Raw genomic sequence first — 16,298 nt, forward strand, 5'->3', positions numbered from 1 at the left:
GGTCTCCCCATGCTGATCGCCGCCAATAAGGCCGTCTCCATCGACTATACCCTGACCAACGATGCCGGTGAGGTGATCGACAGCTCCGCTGGCGGCGCGCCGCTGGTGTATCTGCATGGTGCTGGCAACATCATCGCCGGTCTCGAGAAGGCCCTTGTTGGCAAGCAGGTTGGCGATGAGCTGGACGTTTCCGTCGAGCCCGAAGAAGCCTACGGCGAATACAGCGCCGAGCTGGTCGCCACCCTGAGCCGCGCCATGTTCGAAGGCGTCGACACCCTGGAAGTGGGCATGCAGTTCCATGCTTCGGGCCCGGACGGCAGCATGCAGATCGTCACCATCCGCGATATCGATGGCGACGACGTGACTGTCGACGGCAACCACCCGCTGGCTGGCCAGCGCCTGAACTTCAAGGTCAAGGTCGTAGGCGTGCGTGACGCCAGCGAAGAAGAAGTGGCCCATGGTCACGTCCATGGCGAAGGTGGTCACCACCACTGATTCGCCGCTCAGGCGACTTGCGGTCGTTCCGAATGGAGCAACCGCTGCTAAGCTCAAGCTTGCGATAAAGGCGCCTCAAGGCGCCTTTTTCATGCACGGCGGCCTGCTCACTTGCAGACGCCTTGATGATTTATCGGGCCTAGTGCCCGCTGCACTGAATTCGCTGAGGAAGTTCGTCATGAGTGCCTTTCACGATCTTAATCTCCGCGCGCTGGATGGCCAGGAACTGCCGTTGGCGCCTTATAAAGGGCAGGTGGTACTGGTGGTCAACGTCGCCTCCAAATGCGGCCTGACCCCGCAGTACGCTGGGCTGGAAAAGCTCTATCAGCAGTACAAGGGCAATGGCTTTACCGTGCTTGGAGTGCCCTGCAACCAGTTCGCCGGTCAGGAGCCGGGCAGTGAGGACGAGATCCGTTCGTTCTGCAGCCTCAACTACGGCGTGACCTTCCCGCTGGGCAGCAAGCTGGAGGTCAATGGCCCCGCTCGTCATCCGCTTTATCGTCTTCTAGCCGGTGAGGGCGCCGAGTTTCCCGGCGATATCACCTGGAACTTCGAGAAGTTTCTGGTCGGCCAGGACGGCCGCGTGTTGGCGCGTTTCTCGCCGCGCACCACGCCCGACGATCCGGCGCTGATCCAGGCGGTCGAGAAAGCACTCGGTCTGTGAATAGCGCCACCTGTGTCCTCGCGCCTAGGCGCAGGTGAGGCTAATCGGCCAAATCCACGGCCATTTCCCCACGCACTCTTGTTCGCATGGTCGTCCGGTTGCTTAATCGGGCGACATGCCGAGGAGTGCACCATGACCAGCTTCCCCAACGAGCAATTGCCTGCCATGGCCTCACCGGCCGAGCTGCGCGCCCTGATCGAAAGCCGTCGCGCAGTGCGCCGTTTCGCTCCTGAGCCCGTGCCTGAAGAGGTCATTCGTGATTGCCTGGAGTTGGCGGTGCTGGCGCCGAACTCCTGCAACCTGCAGCCCTGGAGTTTTCAGGTGATTCGCGATCCGGCGCTGCTGGCGCAGCTGCACCCGGTCTGCATGAGCCAGAACGCTGCCCGAGCGCCGTTGATCATCGCCGTGCTGGCGCGCCCGGACACCTGGCGCCAGGCCTGCCGCAACGTGATTGATTACTGGCCGGAGGCCGAGGTGCCAGCGCGCATCCGCAGTTTCTACAGCAAGACCGCACCGTTTCAGTACAACCAGGGGCCGTTGGGCCTGCTCGGTCTGTTCAAGCGCCAACTGGTGCGACTGATGGGCTTGCGCAAGCCCCTGATGCGCACGCCCAACAGCAAGGCCGATATGCGCGTGTGGGCGGTGAAATCCACCGCGCTGGCGGCGCAGAACCTGATGCTCGCCTTTAAGAGCCACGGCTATGCCACTTGTCCGATGGAGGGCTTCGACGAGCCGCGTCTGCGCCGTGTGCTGGATATCCCGCGTCAGGCCATCCCCATCATGCTGCTGGCCGTCGGGCGCCAGGGCGAGAAGGGCGTCTACAACCCGCGTTTGCGCTTTCCGCTGGAGCAGCAGGTGGTATGGCGCTGATCTGGGTCAAGTCGTCGTCTCTTGAATACGGCGTAATCGTCCATATCTAGTCTGCATCTCGGCGAGTTTCTTTTTTCGGGGAAGTTGTCCCGGCTCGCCACTCTGGAGGAAGGACATATGCGTATCGATCGTTTGACCAGCAAGCTGCAACTTGCACTCTCCGATGCCCAATCCCTGGCGGTGGGCATGGATCATGCTGCCATCGAGCCGCTGCACCTGATGCAGGCGCTGCTGGAGCAGCAGGGCGGCTCCATCAAGCCGCTGCTGATGCAGGTGGGCTTCGACATCAACAGCCTGCGGCAGGGCCTGACCCGCGAGCTGGATCAGCTCGGCAAGCTGCAGAACCCCACGGGTGACATCAATCTGTCACAGGATCTGGCGCGCCTGCTCAATCAGGCCGACCGCCTGTCGCAGCAGAAGGGCGACCAATTCATTTCCAGCGAGCTGGTGTTGCTCGCCGCCATGGACGAGGGCACCAAGCTGGGCAAACTGCTGCTCGGCCAGGGCGTGTCGAAGAAGGCCCTGGAAAATGCCATCGCCAACCTGCGCGGCGGCCAGGCCGTCAACGATCCCAACGTCGAGGAGTCGCGTCAGGCGCTGGACAAGTACACCGTCGACCTGACCAAGCGTGCCGAAGAGGGCAAGCTCGACCCGGTGATCGGCCGTGACGACGAGATCCGCCGCACCATCCAGGTGCTGCAGCGCCGCACCAAGAACAACCCGGTGCTGATCGGTGAGCCCGGCGTGGGCAAGACCGCCATCGCCGAAGGGTTAGCCCAGCGCATCATCAATGGCGAAGTGCCGGATGGCCTGAAGGACAAGCGCCTGCTGTCGCTGGATATGGGTTCGCTGATCGCCGGCGCCAAGTTCCGCGGCGAGTTCGAGGAGCGCCTCAAGGCGGTGCTCAACGAACTGGGCAAGCAGGAAGGGCGCATCATCCTGTTCATCGACGAGCTGCATACCATGGTCGGCGCCGGCAAGGCCGAAGGCGCCATGGACGCCGGCAACATGCTCAAGCCGGCCCTGGCCCGTGGTGAGCTGCACTGCGTCGGCGCCACGACCCTGGACGAGTACCGCCAGTTCATCGAGAAGGACGCCGCACTGGAGCGGCGCTTCCAGAAAGTGCTGGTCGACGAGCCGAGCGAGGAAGACACCATCGCCATCCTGCGTGGCCTGAAGGAGCGCTACGAGGTGCACCACGGCGTGACCATCACCGATGGCGCGATCATCGCCGCGGCCAAGCTCAGTCATCGTTACATCACCGACCGCCAACTGCCGGACAAGGCCATCGACCTGATCGACGAAGCCGCCAGCCGCATCCGCATGGAGATCGACTCCAAACCGGAGGAGCTCGATCGCCTGGATCGCCGCCTGATCCAGCTGAAGATCGAACGCGAGGCACTGAAGAAGGAAGACGACGACGCGGCGCTCAAGCGTCTGGAAAAGCTCAAGGAAGATATCGCCCGGCTGGAGAAGGAATACGCCGACCTCGAAGAGATCTGGAAATCGGAAAAGGCCGAGGTGCAGGGTTCGGCGCAGATCCAGCAACGTATCGAACAGGCCAAGGCCGATCTCGAGGCTGCGCGGCGTAAGTCCGACCTGCAACGTATGGCCGAGCTGCAGTACGGCATCATTCCGGATCTGGAGCGCAGCCTGCAGATGGTCGACCAGCACGGTAAATCGGAAAACCAACTGCTGCGCAGCAAGGTCACCGACGAGGAGATCGCCGAAGTCGTGTCCAAGTGGACGGGTATTCCGGTGAGCAAGATGCTCGAAGGTGAACGCGAAAAACTGCTGAAGATGGAAGGCCTGCTGCACCAGCGCGTGATCGGCCAGAACGAAGCGGTGGTGGCCGTGGCCAACGCCGTGCGCCGCTCCCGTGCGGGGCTGTCCGACCCGAATCGGCCGAGCGGCTCGTTCCTCTTCCTCGGCCCGACCGGGGTGGGCAAGACCGAGCTGTGCAAGGCGCTGGCCGAGTTCCTCTTCGATACCGAGGAGGCGCTGGTGCGCATCGACATGTCGGAGTTCATGGAGAAGCACAGCGTCGCCCGTCTGATAGGCGCGCCGCCCGGATATGTCGGTTATGAAGAGGGCGGTTACCTGACCGAGGCGGTGCGTCGCAAGCCCTACTCGGTGGTGCTGATGGACGAGGTCGAGAAGGCCCATCCGGATGTGTTCAACGTGCTGCTGCAGGTGCTGGAAGACGGCCGCCTGACCGACAGCCATGGTCGCACCGTGGACTTCAAGAACACGGTGATCGTGATGACCTCCAACTTGGGCTCGGCGCAGATCCAGGAGCTGGTCGGCGACAAGGAAGCGCAGCGCGCGGCGGTAATGGATGCGGTGAGCAGCCACTTCCGTCCCGAGTTCATCAACCGTATCGACGAGGTGGTGGTGTTCGAGCCGCTGGGCCGCGAGCAGATTGCCGGTATTGCCGAAATCCAGCTGGGGCGTCTGCGTGGCCGTCTGGCCGAGCGCGAACTGAGCCTGGAGCTGACGCCGGAGGCGCTCGACAAGCTGATCGCCGTCGGTTACGACCCGGTGTATGGCGCACGTCCGCTCAAGCGTGCGATCCAGCGCTGGATCGAGAACCCGCTGGCGCAGCAGATTCTGGCTGGCGAATTCGCGCCGGGGGCCGTGGTGCATGCCAAGGTCGACGGCGAGGAAATCGTCTTCGCCTGATCCGGCAGCGTCAAAACAAAGGCCCGCCATATCGGCGGGCCTTTGCTTTTGTGCTGGACATCGGTTTCTGCCGGCCCCGGGTTACGTCTGGGCTAAGTGCAAATCCGTAGGAACGGCTGGGTGGCATTCCGCTTTAGCCGCGAATTTTGTGTTCGGTTCGCGGCTGAAGCCGCTCCTACGTAAAGCGCCAGCGTCCTAGCAACAACCACCCCAATGCTTCTTCTTCGAGGTATGGCCGATGCCGGGGTTGAACGTATTGGTCGGATCCAGTTCGCGATAGAAACCGGCCAGAGCCGGCTTGGCCACGTACAGGTGGCCGACGTTGTGCTCGGCAGGATATTCGGCGCGGCGTTCGTCCAGCAGCTTCCACATGCGGTGTTCCATGGCGATCGGGTCATTACCCTTCTTGACGATGTAGTCCTGGTGGAACACATGGCAGAAGAAATGCCCGTAGTAGAGCTTATGGATGATCTGCTCTTCCATTTCGTCCGGCAGTGTCTCGACCCAGTCGCGGTCATTGCGGCGCAGGGCGATGTCCAGGGCGAGGATGTCCTCGACGCTGCTGCGGTGCGACTCACGGTAGCGGATTGCCGCGCCGGCGATGGCGAAGCGATGCAGGAAGGCCTTGCGCCCCTCATCTGCATCGCACTCGAAATAGGCGCCGCTGCTGCGGCCGGTGAAGTATTCGCTCAGGAAGCTGCGGGTCTGCTCCAGCGTGTCGTTGGATACCCGTACCAGCAGGTGATGCTCGAAACGGTCACGGTACTCGCGCATGCGCGCCGGCAGGTGGCTGGGTAGCAGGTTCATCAGGGCTTGAATCACCTTGTCGGTCACCCCGCGCAGGCCGAAGCGCTCGAAGAACCCGTCGACCCGGCTCTTCATGGCGAAGGCAGCTGGCACCTTGGCGGTGCCGAACCGGTCGATCACCAGAAAAGTGTCCTTGCCGTACTTCTCGCCAATGTCGAAGGCGGTACGGTGGATGTACTCCCCGGCAATCGGCAGGCGCGGCAGCTCGGCCAGCAGGTGACGGCGCACTTCGGTGAGGTCGTGCGGGTCGTTGCTGCCGATGTAGAACACCGTGCTCGGCTCTTTCGGGAAGGTGTCCAGGCGCACGGCGAACAGGCACAGCTTGCCAGCCGAACCGGAGGCTTCGAACAGGCGCGATGGGTCGGCGTTGAAGCGCGCCGGAGTATCGGCATCGACGTCGCGCACGTGCTCGCCGTAGCGCGCATCGGAGGCCTTGGCGGTTGCCTCGTTGTGCACCTGCTGCGGCGTGTAATCGCCGTTCTGCAGGCGGGTGAGGATTTCCTCTGGATCGTTGCCCAGCTCGATCCCCAGGTGATTGACCAGCTCCAGCGCGCCGTCATCCTTCACCTGCGCATACAGCGCCAGCTCGGTATAGGCCGGGCCACGGCGCACCAGAGCGCCGCCGGAGTTGTTGCAGATGCCGCCGAGCACCGACGCGCCGATGCAGGATGAACCGATCACCGAGTGTGGCTCGCGATTCAGCGGCGCCAGCGCCTGCTCCAGACGATCGAGGGTGGCGCCGGGCAGACATACCACCTGTTCGCCATTGTTGATCAACTGCACGCCGGTGATGCGCAGGGTGCTGATCAGCACAATCTCGCGGTCGTAGTCGGCGCCGTCAGGAGTAGAGCCGCCGGTCAGGCCGGTGTTGGCTGCCTGCATGATGACGATGCGGTCGGCCGCCACTGCCGCCTGCAGGATGCGCCACTGCTCCAGCAGCGAAGCAGGGCGTACCACCGCCAGGACGTTGCCCTCGCCCGTGCGGTGGCCCTTGCGGAAGCGCCGCGTGGATTGCTCGTCGGTCAGCACATGGCTGCTGCCGACGATCTGGCGCATCTGCGCCAGCAGGGCGTCGCGGGTGATGGAGGCGGCAGCAGTCATTGGCTCAACGCTCCTTTACCAGCAGATCCGGAGTGATTTCGGCGATGGACTTGGCGCCGGTCAGGACCATGGCCACGCGCATTTCCTTCTCGATCAGGTCGAGCAGATTGCTCACACCGGCGCCACCGGCCGCGGCCAGGGCATAGAGGAAGGCGCGGCCGAGCAGCACGGTGTCGGCACCCAGAGCGAGCATGCGCACCACGTCCAGGCCAGTGCGGATGCCGGAGTCGGCGAGGATTTTCAGGTCGCCCTTGACCGCGTCGGCGATGGCCGGCAGGGCGCGGGCGCTGGACAGCACGCCGTCGAGCTGGCGTCCACCGTGGTTGGACACGATGATGCCGTCGGCGCCGAATGTCACCGCGTCACGAGCATCTTCCGGGTCGAGAATGCCCTTGATCACCATCGGGCCGTCCCAGAAGTCGCGGATCCATTCCAGGTCCTTCCAGGAAATCGACGGGTCGAAGTTGGCGCCCAGCCAGCCGATGTAGTCGGCCAGGCCGGTCGGGTTGCCGCGGTAGGCGGAGATGTTGCCAAGATCGTGCGGCTTGCCCATCAGGCCGACGTCCCAGGCCCACTGCGGGTGAGTCATGGCCTGCAGCATGCGACGCAGTGCGGCGTTCGGGCCGCTCATGCCGGAGTGAGCGTCGCGGTAGCGGGCACCGGGCACGGGCATGTCGACGGTGAACACCAGGGTCGAGCAGCCGGCGGCCTTGGCGCGTTCCAGGGCGTTCTTCATGAAACCGCGGTCCTTCAGCACATAGAGCTGGAACCACATCGGTCGGTCGATGGCTGGCGCCACTTCCTCGATCGGGCACACCGACACGGTGGATAGGGTAAAGGGCAGGCCCTTGGCTGCCGCTGCCTTCGCCGCCTGCACTTCGCCGCGACGGGCGAACATACCGGTCAGACCGACCGGCGCCAGGCCGACCGGCATCGACATCTTCTCGCCGAACAGCTCGGTGGACAGGTCCAGCTCGGACATGTTCTTCAGCACGCGCTGACGCAGTTCGATGTCCGACAGGTCGGCGACGTTGCGGCGCAAAGTGTGCTCGGCGTATGCGCCACCGTCGGCGTAGTGGAACAGGAAGGGCGGCAGCTTGCGTTGAGCGGCGGCGCGATAGTCGGTGGAGGCAGAAATGATCATGGGCTCATCCTGTTGCTGAAAAGGGGAAGCGTAGCCTGACGGCAGTAGCCCCGGCTTGGCCGGGGCGCATTCGACGGGTTGTGGTCAGCGCACGACCAGCGGATCGCTGACACCCAGCACGTAGATCGCAAACATCGCGATGATGCCGGTGAACAGCACGTAGTACAGCGTCGGCCAGATGGTCTTGCGCAGGGTACTGCCTTCGCGGCCGAGCAGGCCAACGGTAGCCGATGCCGCGACCACGTTGTGGATTGCCACCATGTTGCCGGCCGCGGCACCCACGGCCTGGACCGCTACGATCAGCGCGCTGGAGATACCCAGGCTGCTGGCCACGCCGAACTGGAACTGGCTGAACATCATGTTGCTGACGGTATTGGAACCGGCGATGAAGGCACCCAAGGCGCCAATGCTCGGAGCCAGCAGCGGGTAGATGCCACCGACGCTGTCGGCTACCCAGCGCGCCATGAGAATCGGCATGCTGGCCAGTTCGGCACCGTTGACGCCAGAGTTGATCAGGATGCGCACCATCGGCACGGTGAACAACAGCACGAAGCCTGCGCTGAGCAGCACGCTGGAGGATTCCTTCACTGCCTTGCTCAAGTCACGCACCTTCATGCCGTGCAGGAAGAAGGTGGCCAGAACCACGGCGACCAGAATCCCGCCCGGCAGGTACAAGGGTTGGAAGTTGGCGCTGACGCCAGCTTCGCCCATCAGGTCGGGGAAGTTCACCACCACCGCCTTCAGCGCGTTGCCCACGTCGGGGAACACACGGCTGATCACCAGCAGTGCGCCGACCAGGACGTACGGCAGCCAGGCGCGCAGGGCGCTCATCGGTTTGGCGGTCAGTTCGTCCAGTTTCATCTCGACGGTGCCCAGCCATTCGCTCGGCCATTTGTCCGTCGGGGCGAAGTCCCAGGTTTTCTTCGGCACCAGGAAGCCGAAACGTGCGGCGCTGGTGACGATGGCCAGGCCGATCAGGCCGCCCATCAGCGACGGGAATTCCGGGCCGAGGAATACGCCGGTGAAGACGTACGGTACGACGAAGGCGAGGCCGGCGAAGATCGCGAACGGCAGCACTTCCAGGCCGGCTTTCCAGCTTTTCTCCTGACCGAAGAAACGGGTCAACATCATCGCCATGATGGTCGGCATGATCACGCCCACGGTGGCGTGGATGATCGCCACTTCGCTGGTGATCAGTTGCAGAAACTGCGCCCAGGACGAACCCTGTTCGACCAGCTGCGCACCGATGGTGGCGGTGTCCAGGCCGGTATTGAGGCCGACGATGATCGGGGTGCCGACGGCGCCGAAGGATACCGGCGTGCTCTGTACCAGCATGCCCATCAGCACGGCAGCCATGGCCGGGAAACCGATGGCGACCAGCAGCGGGGCTGCGATGGCCGCCGGTGTACCGAAGCCCGAGGCGCCCTCGATGAAGCAACCGAACAGCCAGGCGATGATGATGGCCTGGATGCGGCGGTCGGGGCTGATGGTGGCGAAACCGGCGCGGATCGCGGTGATGCCACCGGAGTGTTTGAGGGTGTTCAGCAGCAAGATGGCGCCGAAGATGATCCACAGCAGGCCAAGCGTGATCAGCAGGCCTTGCAAGGTGGAGGCGAGAACACGATTGAAGGTCATGTCCCAGGCGAACAGGCCGACGGCAGCAGTGACCAGATAGACCAGCGGCATGGCGTGTTTGGCCGGCCAGCGCAGGCCGATCAGCAAGACGGCAGCGAGCAGAATCGGCGAGAACGCCAGCAGGGCGAGAATTCCGTTGGACATTGGGACTTACTCCACACGAGCGCGCGGTTGGCGCGGCAGGGATGAGGCGTGATCGAACAGGCTTGCAGCGTGTTGGGCTGACATGGCGTGACCTCGATGGTTTGTTGTTCTTGTTGGTTAAATTGGTAATACCAATTTACAAAGTAGCGGGCTCAGGTTAAAAGTTGCTCAATTGACTGTCAAATCGAGATGCTAAGACTTTGGTCGTAGAGTGCTTGCTTGTTCAGCGAAGAAGGGCGCTATAGGCTTGCGCTGTGAGGCCTTGGGCCTGGTCAAACCAATGGAGATGTGGGTGATGGAAGTAGGTCTGGTGCGGCAGCGACGTCTCTCCGATGACATCGTCGCGCAACTGGAAACCATGATTCTCGAAGGCACCCTGCGTGCCGGTGAGCGGTTACCTGCTGAGCGTGCGCTGGCCGAGCAGTTCGGTGTGTCGCGTCCGTCCCTGCGCGAGGCGATCCAGAAACTGGTGGCCAAGGGGTTGCTGATCAGCCGCCAGGGCGGCGGCAACTATGTTGCCGAATCACTCGGCTCGACCTTCAGTGATCCACTGCTGCAGCTTCTGGAGAACAAGGAGGATGCCCAGCGCGATCTGCTGGAGTTCCGTCACACGCTGGAAGGCTCCTGCGCCTACTATGCGGCCAAGCGCGCCACTGCGATCGACCGGCAGCGCCTTTCTGAGGCGTTCGAAGCCTTGCAGGATTGCTACGCGCGAGTCGGCAAAGTGACTCGTGCCGAGGAGGGGGCGGCGGATGCGCGCTTTCACCTGGCAATTGCCGAGGCCAGCCACAATGCCGTTTTGCTGCATACCATTCGCGGCCTGTTCGACTTGCTCAAGCGCAACGTGGTAACCAACATCGGCGGCATGTACGCCCAGCGAGAAGAGACCCGCGACATGCTGATCTGCCAGCACCGCGCGCTGTACGAAGCGATTATCGAAGGCCGTGCGGAGGATGCACGCGATCTGTCCAACCAGCACATCGACTATGTGCAGGAAGTGCTCTCGGAAGTGCAGTTGGAAGCCCAGCGTGTGGCGCGTGCGCAGCGCCGGCTAGGCTTGTAAGAACGAGCCCAGGCGATCAAGCATCGCCCGGGCTACGAGCTGAGGAGGGCGTTTAGTCTTCCTTGCCCTTGCTGCGCATGGCGCGCTGAACCTCGCGGTCGGCGTCACGTTCTTTCTCGGTGTGGCGCTTGTCGAAGTCCTTCTTGCCCTTGGCCAGGGCAATTTCGCATTTGATCAGATGCTGTTTCCAGTACAGCGACAGCGCCACGGCGGTGTAGCCCTTCTGCTGTACGGAGCCGAACAGCTTTTCCAGCTCGCGCTTGTTCAGTAGCAGCTTGCGCGTGCGGGTCGGGTCTGCGATGACGTGGGTGCTGGCGGTTTTCAGTGGCGTGATGTGGCAACCCATCAACCAGGCCTCATCGTCCTTGAGCAGCACGTAGCTGTCGACCAGCTGTGCCTTGCCGGCACGCAGACTCTTCACTTCCCAGCCGGACAGCACCAGGCCGGCCTCGAACTTATGTTCGATGAAGTAGTCATGCTGCGCCTTCTTGTTCAGCGCGATGGTGCCTTGTGGATGTTTCTTTTGCTTAGCCATAGGGCGCGCATTATAAGGAGTCGGCCGCGCCTGCGCCATGGGGCGTTGCCGAGCCAAACTTGAGCCGATGCAGCTAATCTCCGACAATGCGCGATCTTTTTTCCCGCAGTATGGGGGCTTGGCCGCAATGGCGAGCGACAAAGTTTCAATTCATGGTGCCTGGGCCAGTCGCTGGGTGTTCATTCTGGCGGCTACCGGTTCGGCCGTAGGCCTCGGCAATATCTGGAAGTTCCCCTACATGACTGGGGTCTACGGCGGCGGTGCGTTCGTCGTCATGTACCTGTTCTGCATCGCCCTGGTGGGTGTGCCGATCATGCTGGCGGAAACCATGATAGGCCGCCGTGGCCGGCAGAGCCCGGTCAATGCAATGAAGAGCCTGGCCGTCGACGCCGGTGCCTCGAAGCACTGGTCACTGGCTGCGCTGATGGGCATGGTTGCGGCGCTGCTGATCCTGTCGTTCTACAGCGTGGTGGCGGGTTGGTCACTGGATTACATTCTGAGCATGGGCCGTGGCGACTTTACCGGCATCAGCGCCGATGGCGCCGGCGCGGCCTTTGGCGGGCTGACCTCTGACCCTTGGCGCCTGACCCTGTGGCACAGCCTGTTCATGTTGATTACCGCCTTCGTCATCGCCAAGGGTGTGGTGGCGGGGCTGGAGCGCAGCCTGCGCATCATGATGCCGCTGCTGTTCGTGCTGTTGCTGGTGCTGCTGGGGTACAGCTTCACCACTGGGCATTTCCGCGAGGGTTTCGATTTCCTTTTCCACTTCGACCCGAGCAAGGTGCAGGACGGTATTCTGGCCGCCATGGGTCATGCCTTTTTCACTCTGAGCGTCGGTGTTGGTTCGATCATGGTCTACGGCGCCTACATGCCGAAGAAGGCCTCGATTGGTGCCACGGTACTGACCGTCGGACTGCTCGATACGCTGGTTGCGCTCACCGCCGGCATGGCGCTGTTCCCTATCGTTTTTGCCGCCGGTCTCGAACCGGGTGGTGGGCCTGGGTTGATGTTCGTCACCCTGCCGATTGCCTTCGGCAACATCGCCTTCGGTCAGGTAATGGGGCTGATCTTCTTCGTGCTGGTGGCCGTGGCGGCCTGGAGTTCGTCGATCTCCATGCTGGAGCCTGCGGTCGCCTTCTTCATCGAAAAAACCGGACGCAGCCGTGCCAAGGTGACTGCCGTGCTGGCGCTGTTGTGCTGGCTGGTAGGCATGGGCACGGTGCTGTCGTTCAACCTCTGGGCCGAGGCCAAGTTCTTCGTATTCGCCGAGGATGGTTTTCATCTGTTGCAGTGGGGGGCAGAGGGCGGCAAGACCTTCTTCGATAGCATCGATTACCTCACCAGCCGTATCCTGCTGCCGCTGGGCGGTCTGTCTTTCGCCATGTTCGCCGGTTGGGTATTGAGCCGCGAAGCGGTGCGCGAAGAGTTGGCCATCAGAAGCCCGCTGCTGTTCAATCTGTCCCTCTGGCTGATTCGCGTTGTGGCGCCAATCGGCGTGCTGATCGTTTTCATCGCGGAGCTGAGCAAGTAAATGACTACTCGAATCCAGCGCTCGGCGTTGCTGCCTTACCCGGCGCAGGCGCTGTTTGATCTTGTCAACGATGTTGCCAGCTACCCGCAGTTTCTGCCCTGGTGTCGTTCCAGTGACGTGCTTGAAGTCAGCGAGACGCACATGCTGGCCAGCCTCGAAGTGGCCAAGGGCAGCATCGGTCAGCGCTTCGTCACGCGCAATGTGTTGCTGCCTGGCCAGCGCATCGAGATGAATCTGCAGGAAGGTCCGTTCACCAGCCTCAACGGGGTATGGGAGTTCAAGGCCCTCGGTGACAAAGCGTGCAAGATCAGTCTGGATCTGACCTTCGACTATGCCGGGCCGCTGGTACGCGCCACGCTGGGCCCGCTGTTCAACCAGGCGGCCAACACCATGGTCGATGCCTTCTGCCTGCGAGCCAAGCAGTTATATGGATAAGCCGAGTATCGCCATCGAGGTGGTCTACGCCCTCGCTGAGCGGCAGAAACTCCTTCGCCTGTCCGTGCCGGCCGGTACCACAGTGCGTGAGGCTGCGCTGCGTTCCGGGATGCAGCAGTTCTTTCCGGACCTGGATCTGAGCCAGGCGCCGCTGGGCATTTTCGGCAAGGCGGTCAGCAAGCCGGAGGAGCGCGTGCTGGAGGAGGGCGAGCGTGTCGAAATCTATCGACCGCTGATCGCCGACCCGAAGGAAGTGCGCAAGCAGCGCGCTGCTAAAGCCAAGGCTAGGGAAGAGGGCGAAGAGTTGAGCTGACTCGTCAGGTCTTAAGGCAGCAGATACGAAAAAGCCCGGATTCGCTCCGGGCTTTTTGATGTCCGCATATTACTGCGGATCGGTGTCCAGCGGCTCGGGCGTAGGAACCGGGACGGTCTCGACCTGATCCACTTCGCGCTGGATCTGTTCCAGCAGCGAGCCAGGTGCTGGCGGCGTTTCATCCTGCGGTTTGGCTTGCGGCTGGGCGCTGCTGGTGTCGCTGTCTTGGCCCATGATCGCCTGATCACGGCTGACACCGGGCATGAAGTCGCCAGCCAGGCCGACCAACTGGTCGCTGCCGTCGAATACCAGGCTGACGCGCTCCTGCAGGCGTTGACCGCCGCCTGGCTGGATGCTGTACAGGTAATCCCAGCGATCGGCATGGAAGGTGTCGGTGATCAGCGGGTTGCCCATGATAAACCGCACTTGGCGTCGGGTCATTCCCGGGCGCAGCTGGTCTATCATGTCCTGTGTCACGACATTGCCCTGTTGAATGTCGATCTTGTAAACCCCGGGGAATGAACAACCGGCGAGTGCGAAGAGCCCGGTCAGCGACAGGCTGGTCAGCAAGAGCTTGGTTTTTTGCATCGGAGGGTGACTTCCACTATCTTGGGCAACTTGAACCCCAGATCATACCCGTATTAAGGGAGGCTGCGAAAGCAGCCCCTACGAGAAAGCAGACCATGGTTGAAAATAACGAACTGCGCAAAGCTGGACTGAAGGTGACCCTGCCACGGGTCAAAATCCTGCAAATGCTCGATAACGCCGAGCACCGTCACATGAGCGCGGAGGATGTTTACAAGGCGCTGATGGAAGCCGGTGAAGACGTTGGTCTGGCTACCGTATATCGCGTACTGACTCAGTTCGAGGCAGCTGGCCTTGTGGTGCGTCACAACTTCGATGGTGGCCATGCCGTGTTCGAGCTGGCTGACAGCGGCCATCACGATCATATGGTCTGTGTCGATTCCGGTGAGGTGATCGAGTTCTTCGACGCCGAGATAGAGAAGCGTCAGAAGGAGATCGTGCGTGAGCACGGTTTTGAGCTGGTCGATCACAATCTGGTGCTGTACGTGCGCAAGAAGAGCTGATTCTTCTGCCGCAGTGAAAAAGGCGACCTTCGGGTCGCCTTTTTTGTTTTGCCGTAGCTCGGGCTACGTTACTTCAGGCAGCTTGAGCGCTGGTGACCATCTTGCGGGCGTGGGCCAGGGATTCCTCGGTCAGGTCGACGCCTCCGAGCATGCGGGCGATCTCCTCGACGCGGCCGCTTTCGTCCAGTTTGCTCACTGCCGTGGAGGTGGCGTCCTCACCGCGACGTTTGTGTACGAACAGATGTTGGTGGCCTTGCGCGGCGACCTGCGGCAAGTGGGTGACGCACAGCACCTGACCGCGCTCGCCGAGGCGGCGCAGCAACTGCCCGACCACTTCGGCGGTCGGGCCGCCGATGCCGACGTCCACTTCGTCGAAAACCAGTGTCGGTACGCGTGAGGTCTGTGCAGTGATCACCTGAATCGCCAGGCTGATACGTGACAGCTCACCGCCGGAGGCGACCTTGGCCAGGCCGCGTAACGGTTGGCCGGGGTTGGCGCTGACCAGAAACTCGACCATTTCCAGGCCGCTGGCATGCGGCTCTTCACTGTTCATCGCCTGCAACTGAATGCTGAAGCGCCCGCCCGGCATGCCCAGTGCCTGCATTTCCTGCTCCACGGCGGCAGACAGACGCTCGGCGGCATTGCTGCGTAGCGAGCTGAGTTCCGTGGCCTTTTCCTGATAGTGGCGCGCGTAGGCGGCCAGTTCCTCGGCCAGGCGTTCGCTGGCCTGGTCGTCGGCATTGAGCCCTTCAAGCTCCTCGAACAATTGCTGCTGCAGGGCAGCCAGTTCGGCCGGTTGAATACGGTGTTTGCGCGCCAGGGTATAGATGGTGTCCAGACGCTCTTCGAGAAACTGCTGACGCTCCGGGTCGGCGTCGAAGTGATCGAGGAAGCGATTCAGCTCGCCGACGGCTTCTTCAACTTGGATCTGCGCACTGGCCAGCAGATTGCTGGCTTCGTTCAAGGCGCCGCCCTGGCCGCCAAAGGTGCCCAGGCGGTTGAGGCTGGCGGTCAGCGCCGACAGCACGTTGCCGGCATCGCTCTCACTGCACAGCTCGAGCACCTGGCGACAAGCCGCCAGTAGTGCTTCAGCATTGCTCAGGGCCTTGTGTTCCTGTTCCAGCTGCTCCAGCTCATTGTCGCCCAGCGCCAGATTTTCCAGCTCCTCCAGCTGATAGCTGAGCAGTTGGTGGCGGGCGCGCTGTTCATCGCCCTGGCTGGAGATGCGCTCCAGCTCGTTGCGTGTCTGCTTCCAGCGTTGCGCGGCGAGCTGTACTTGGCGCGCCAGGTCCTGGCTGCCAGCGTATTCGTCGAGCAGGCGACGGTGGGTGTCGGTCTTGAGCAGCGACTGATGTTCGTGCTGGCTGTGGATATCGATGATCAGTTCGCCAAGGGCCTTGAGATCAGCCTGTGGACAGGGGCTGCCGTTGATATAGCCGCGCGAGCGGCCTTCAGCGGTGATCACGCGGCGCAGGATGCACGGGGCGTCCTGATCTTGGTTGTGGCCTAGGTCGCGTTCGGCGAGCCAGCTGCGGGCTTCGGGAATGTCCGCCAGGTCGAAGCTGGCAAGAATGTCCGCCTTGTCACTGCCTGGTCGCACCACGCCGCTGTCGGCGCGATCACCCAGGCACAGCCCGAGGGCATCGAGCATGATCGACTTGCCGGCACCGGTCTCGCCGCTGATGGCGCTCATGCCGGCATCCAGCTCGAGATCCAGGTGGTCGACGATGGCGTAGTTGTGAATGGACAGGTGCACCAGCATGGCGAACGCTCCCGAATTGATGTCTGGTT

The 16,298-nt window shown here is 62.5% G+C and carries 15 protein-coding genes; 9 read left to right on the forward strand and 6 right to left on the reverse strand.

The window, feature by feature from the left end; all coding sequences use genetic code 11:
- Window positions 1–9: 9 nt before the first annotated feature.
- The 4 genes from BM059_RS18800 to clpB all read left to right on the forward strand — a co-directional run bounded on the left by BM059_RS18800 (window position 10) and on the right by clpB (window position 4,711).
- Window positions 10–495: an FKBP-type peptidyl-prolyl cis-trans isomerase gene (locus tag BM059_RS18800; protein WP_074940908.1), complete on the forward strand. Its 486-nt coding sequence runs from the start codon at window positions 10–12 to the stop codon at window positions 493–495.
- 178 nt (window positions 496–673) lie between these two features.
- Window positions 674–1,159 (forward strand): glutathione peroxidase, encoded by a 486-nt coding sequence (locus tag BM059_RS18805; RefSeq protein ID WP_036998977.1) that lies wholly within the window; start codon window positions 674–676, stop codon window positions 1,157–1,159.
- A 132-nt stretch (window positions 1,160–1,291) separates the two neighbouring features.
- Window positions 1,292–2,029: a nitroreductase family protein gene (locus BM059_RS18810; RefSeq protein ID WP_074940909.1), complete on the forward strand. Its 738-nt coding sequence runs from the start codon at window positions 1,292–1,294 to the stop codon at window positions 2,027–2,029.
- A 117-nt stretch (window positions 2,030–2,146) separates the two neighbouring features.
- Window positions 2,147–4,711: an ATP-dependent chaperone ClpB gene (gene clpB, locus BM059_RS18815; protein ID WP_074940910.1), complete on the forward strand. Its 2,565-nt coding sequence runs from the start codon at window positions 2,147–2,149 to the stop codon at window positions 4,709–4,711.
- A 195-nt stretch (window positions 4,712–4,906) separates the two neighbouring features.
- Here the strand turns inward: clpB and dld are convergent, their stop codons facing one another.
- The 3 genes from dld to BM059_RS18830 form a co-directional block, all read right to left on the reverse strand.
- The gene (gene dld / locus BM059_RS18820) at window positions 4,907–6,619 is read right to left on the reverse strand and encodes a D-lactate dehydrogenase (RefSeq protein ID WP_074940911.1); all 1,713 of its coding nucleotides are present in this window, start codon (window positions 6,617–6,619) and stop codon (window positions 4,907–4,909) included.
- Window positions 6,620–6,623: 4 nt separating this feature from the next.
- A complete protein-coding gene (lldD, locus tag BM059_RS18825; protein WP_037001579.1) occupies window positions 6,624–7,763 on the reverse strand; it encodes an FMN-dependent L-lactate dehydrogenase LldD in 1,140 nt (379 codons plus the stop codon).
- An 84-nt stretch (window positions 7,764–7,847) separates the two neighbouring features.
- Complete coding sequence (locus BM059_RS18830; protein ID WP_074940912.1) at window positions 7,848–9,542, reverse strand: L-lactate permease; 1,695 nt, start codon at window positions 9,540–9,542, stop codon at window positions 7,848–7,850.
- A gap of 295 nt (window positions 9,543–9,837) precedes the next feature.
- Between BM059_RS18830 and BM059_RS18835 the strand changes: the two genes are divergently transcribed.
- Window positions 9,838–10,605, forward strand: coding sequence for an FCD domain-containing protein (locus tag BM059_RS18835; RefSeq protein WP_074940913.1), 768 nt, complete (start codon window positions 9,838–9,840; stop codon window positions 10,603–10,605).
- A gap of 52 nt (window positions 10,606–10,657) precedes the next feature.
- On the opposite strand, the gene smpB is transcribed toward BM059_RS18835, so the two are convergent.
- Window positions 10,658–11,140, reverse strand: coding sequence for an SsrA-binding protein SmpB (gene smpB / locus BM059_RS18840; protein ID WP_037001574.1), 483 nt, complete (start codon window positions 11,138–11,140; stop codon window positions 10,658–10,660).
- Between the two features lie 127 nt (window positions 11,141–11,267).
- Here smpB and BM059_RS18845 point away from each other — a divergent pair, with 127 nt between their 5' ends.
- From BM059_RS18845 to BM059_RS18855, 3 genes are read left to right on the forward strand one after another with little or no spacing between them, the layout of a single operon-like run.
- A complete protein-coding gene (locus BM059_RS18845) occupies window positions 11,268–12,671 on the forward strand; it encodes a sodium-dependent transporter (RefSeq protein ID WP_074940914.1) in 1,404 nt (467 codons plus the stop codon).
- Window positions 12,672–13,106, forward strand: coding sequence for a type II toxin-antitoxin system RatA family toxin (locus BM059_RS18850; protein WP_037001572.1), 435 nt, complete (start codon window positions 12,672–12,674; stop codon window positions 13,104–13,106).
- On the forward strand, window positions 13,099–13,419 hold the full coding sequence (locus tag BM059_RS18855; protein WP_074940915.1) for an RnfH family protein: 321 nt from the start codon (window positions 13,099–13,101) through the stop codon (window positions 13,417–13,419). Before BM059_RS18850 ends, BM059_RS18855 begins: the two co-directional genes overlap by 8 nt.
- A 69-nt stretch (window positions 13,420–13,488) precedes the next feature.
- Here the strand turns inward: BM059_RS18855 and BM059_RS18860 are convergent, their stop codons facing one another.
- Complete coding sequence (locus BM059_RS18860) at window positions 13,489–14,007, reverse strand: outer membrane protein assembly factor BamE (protein WP_037001569.1); 519 nt, start codon at window positions 14,005–14,007, stop codon at window positions 13,489–13,491.
- A gap of 95 nt (window positions 14,008–14,102) precedes the next feature.
- On the opposite strand from BM059_RS18860, the gene fur reads away from it, so the two are divergent.
- Window positions 14,103–14,507 (forward strand): ferric iron uptake transcriptional regulator, encoded by a 405-nt coding sequence (gene fur, locus BM059_RS18865; protein ID WP_037001567.1) that lies wholly within the window; start codon window positions 14,103–14,105, stop codon window positions 14,505–14,507.
- A gap of 73 nt (window positions 14,508–14,580) precedes the next feature.
- Here fur and recN read toward each other — a convergent pair whose 3' ends face one another.
- Entirely contained in the window at window positions 14,581–16,269 is a 1,689-nt protein-coding gene (gene recN, locus BM059_RS18870; protein ID WP_074940916.1) for a DNA repair protein RecN, read from the reverse strand.
- Between the last annotated feature and the right edge of the window lie 29 nt (window positions 16,270–16,298).

The organism is Ectopseudomonas composti (assembly GCF_900115475.1).
Lineage (GTDB): Bacteria > Pseudomonadota > Gammaproteobacteria > Pseudomonadales > Pseudomonadaceae > Aquipseudomonas > Aquipseudomonas composti.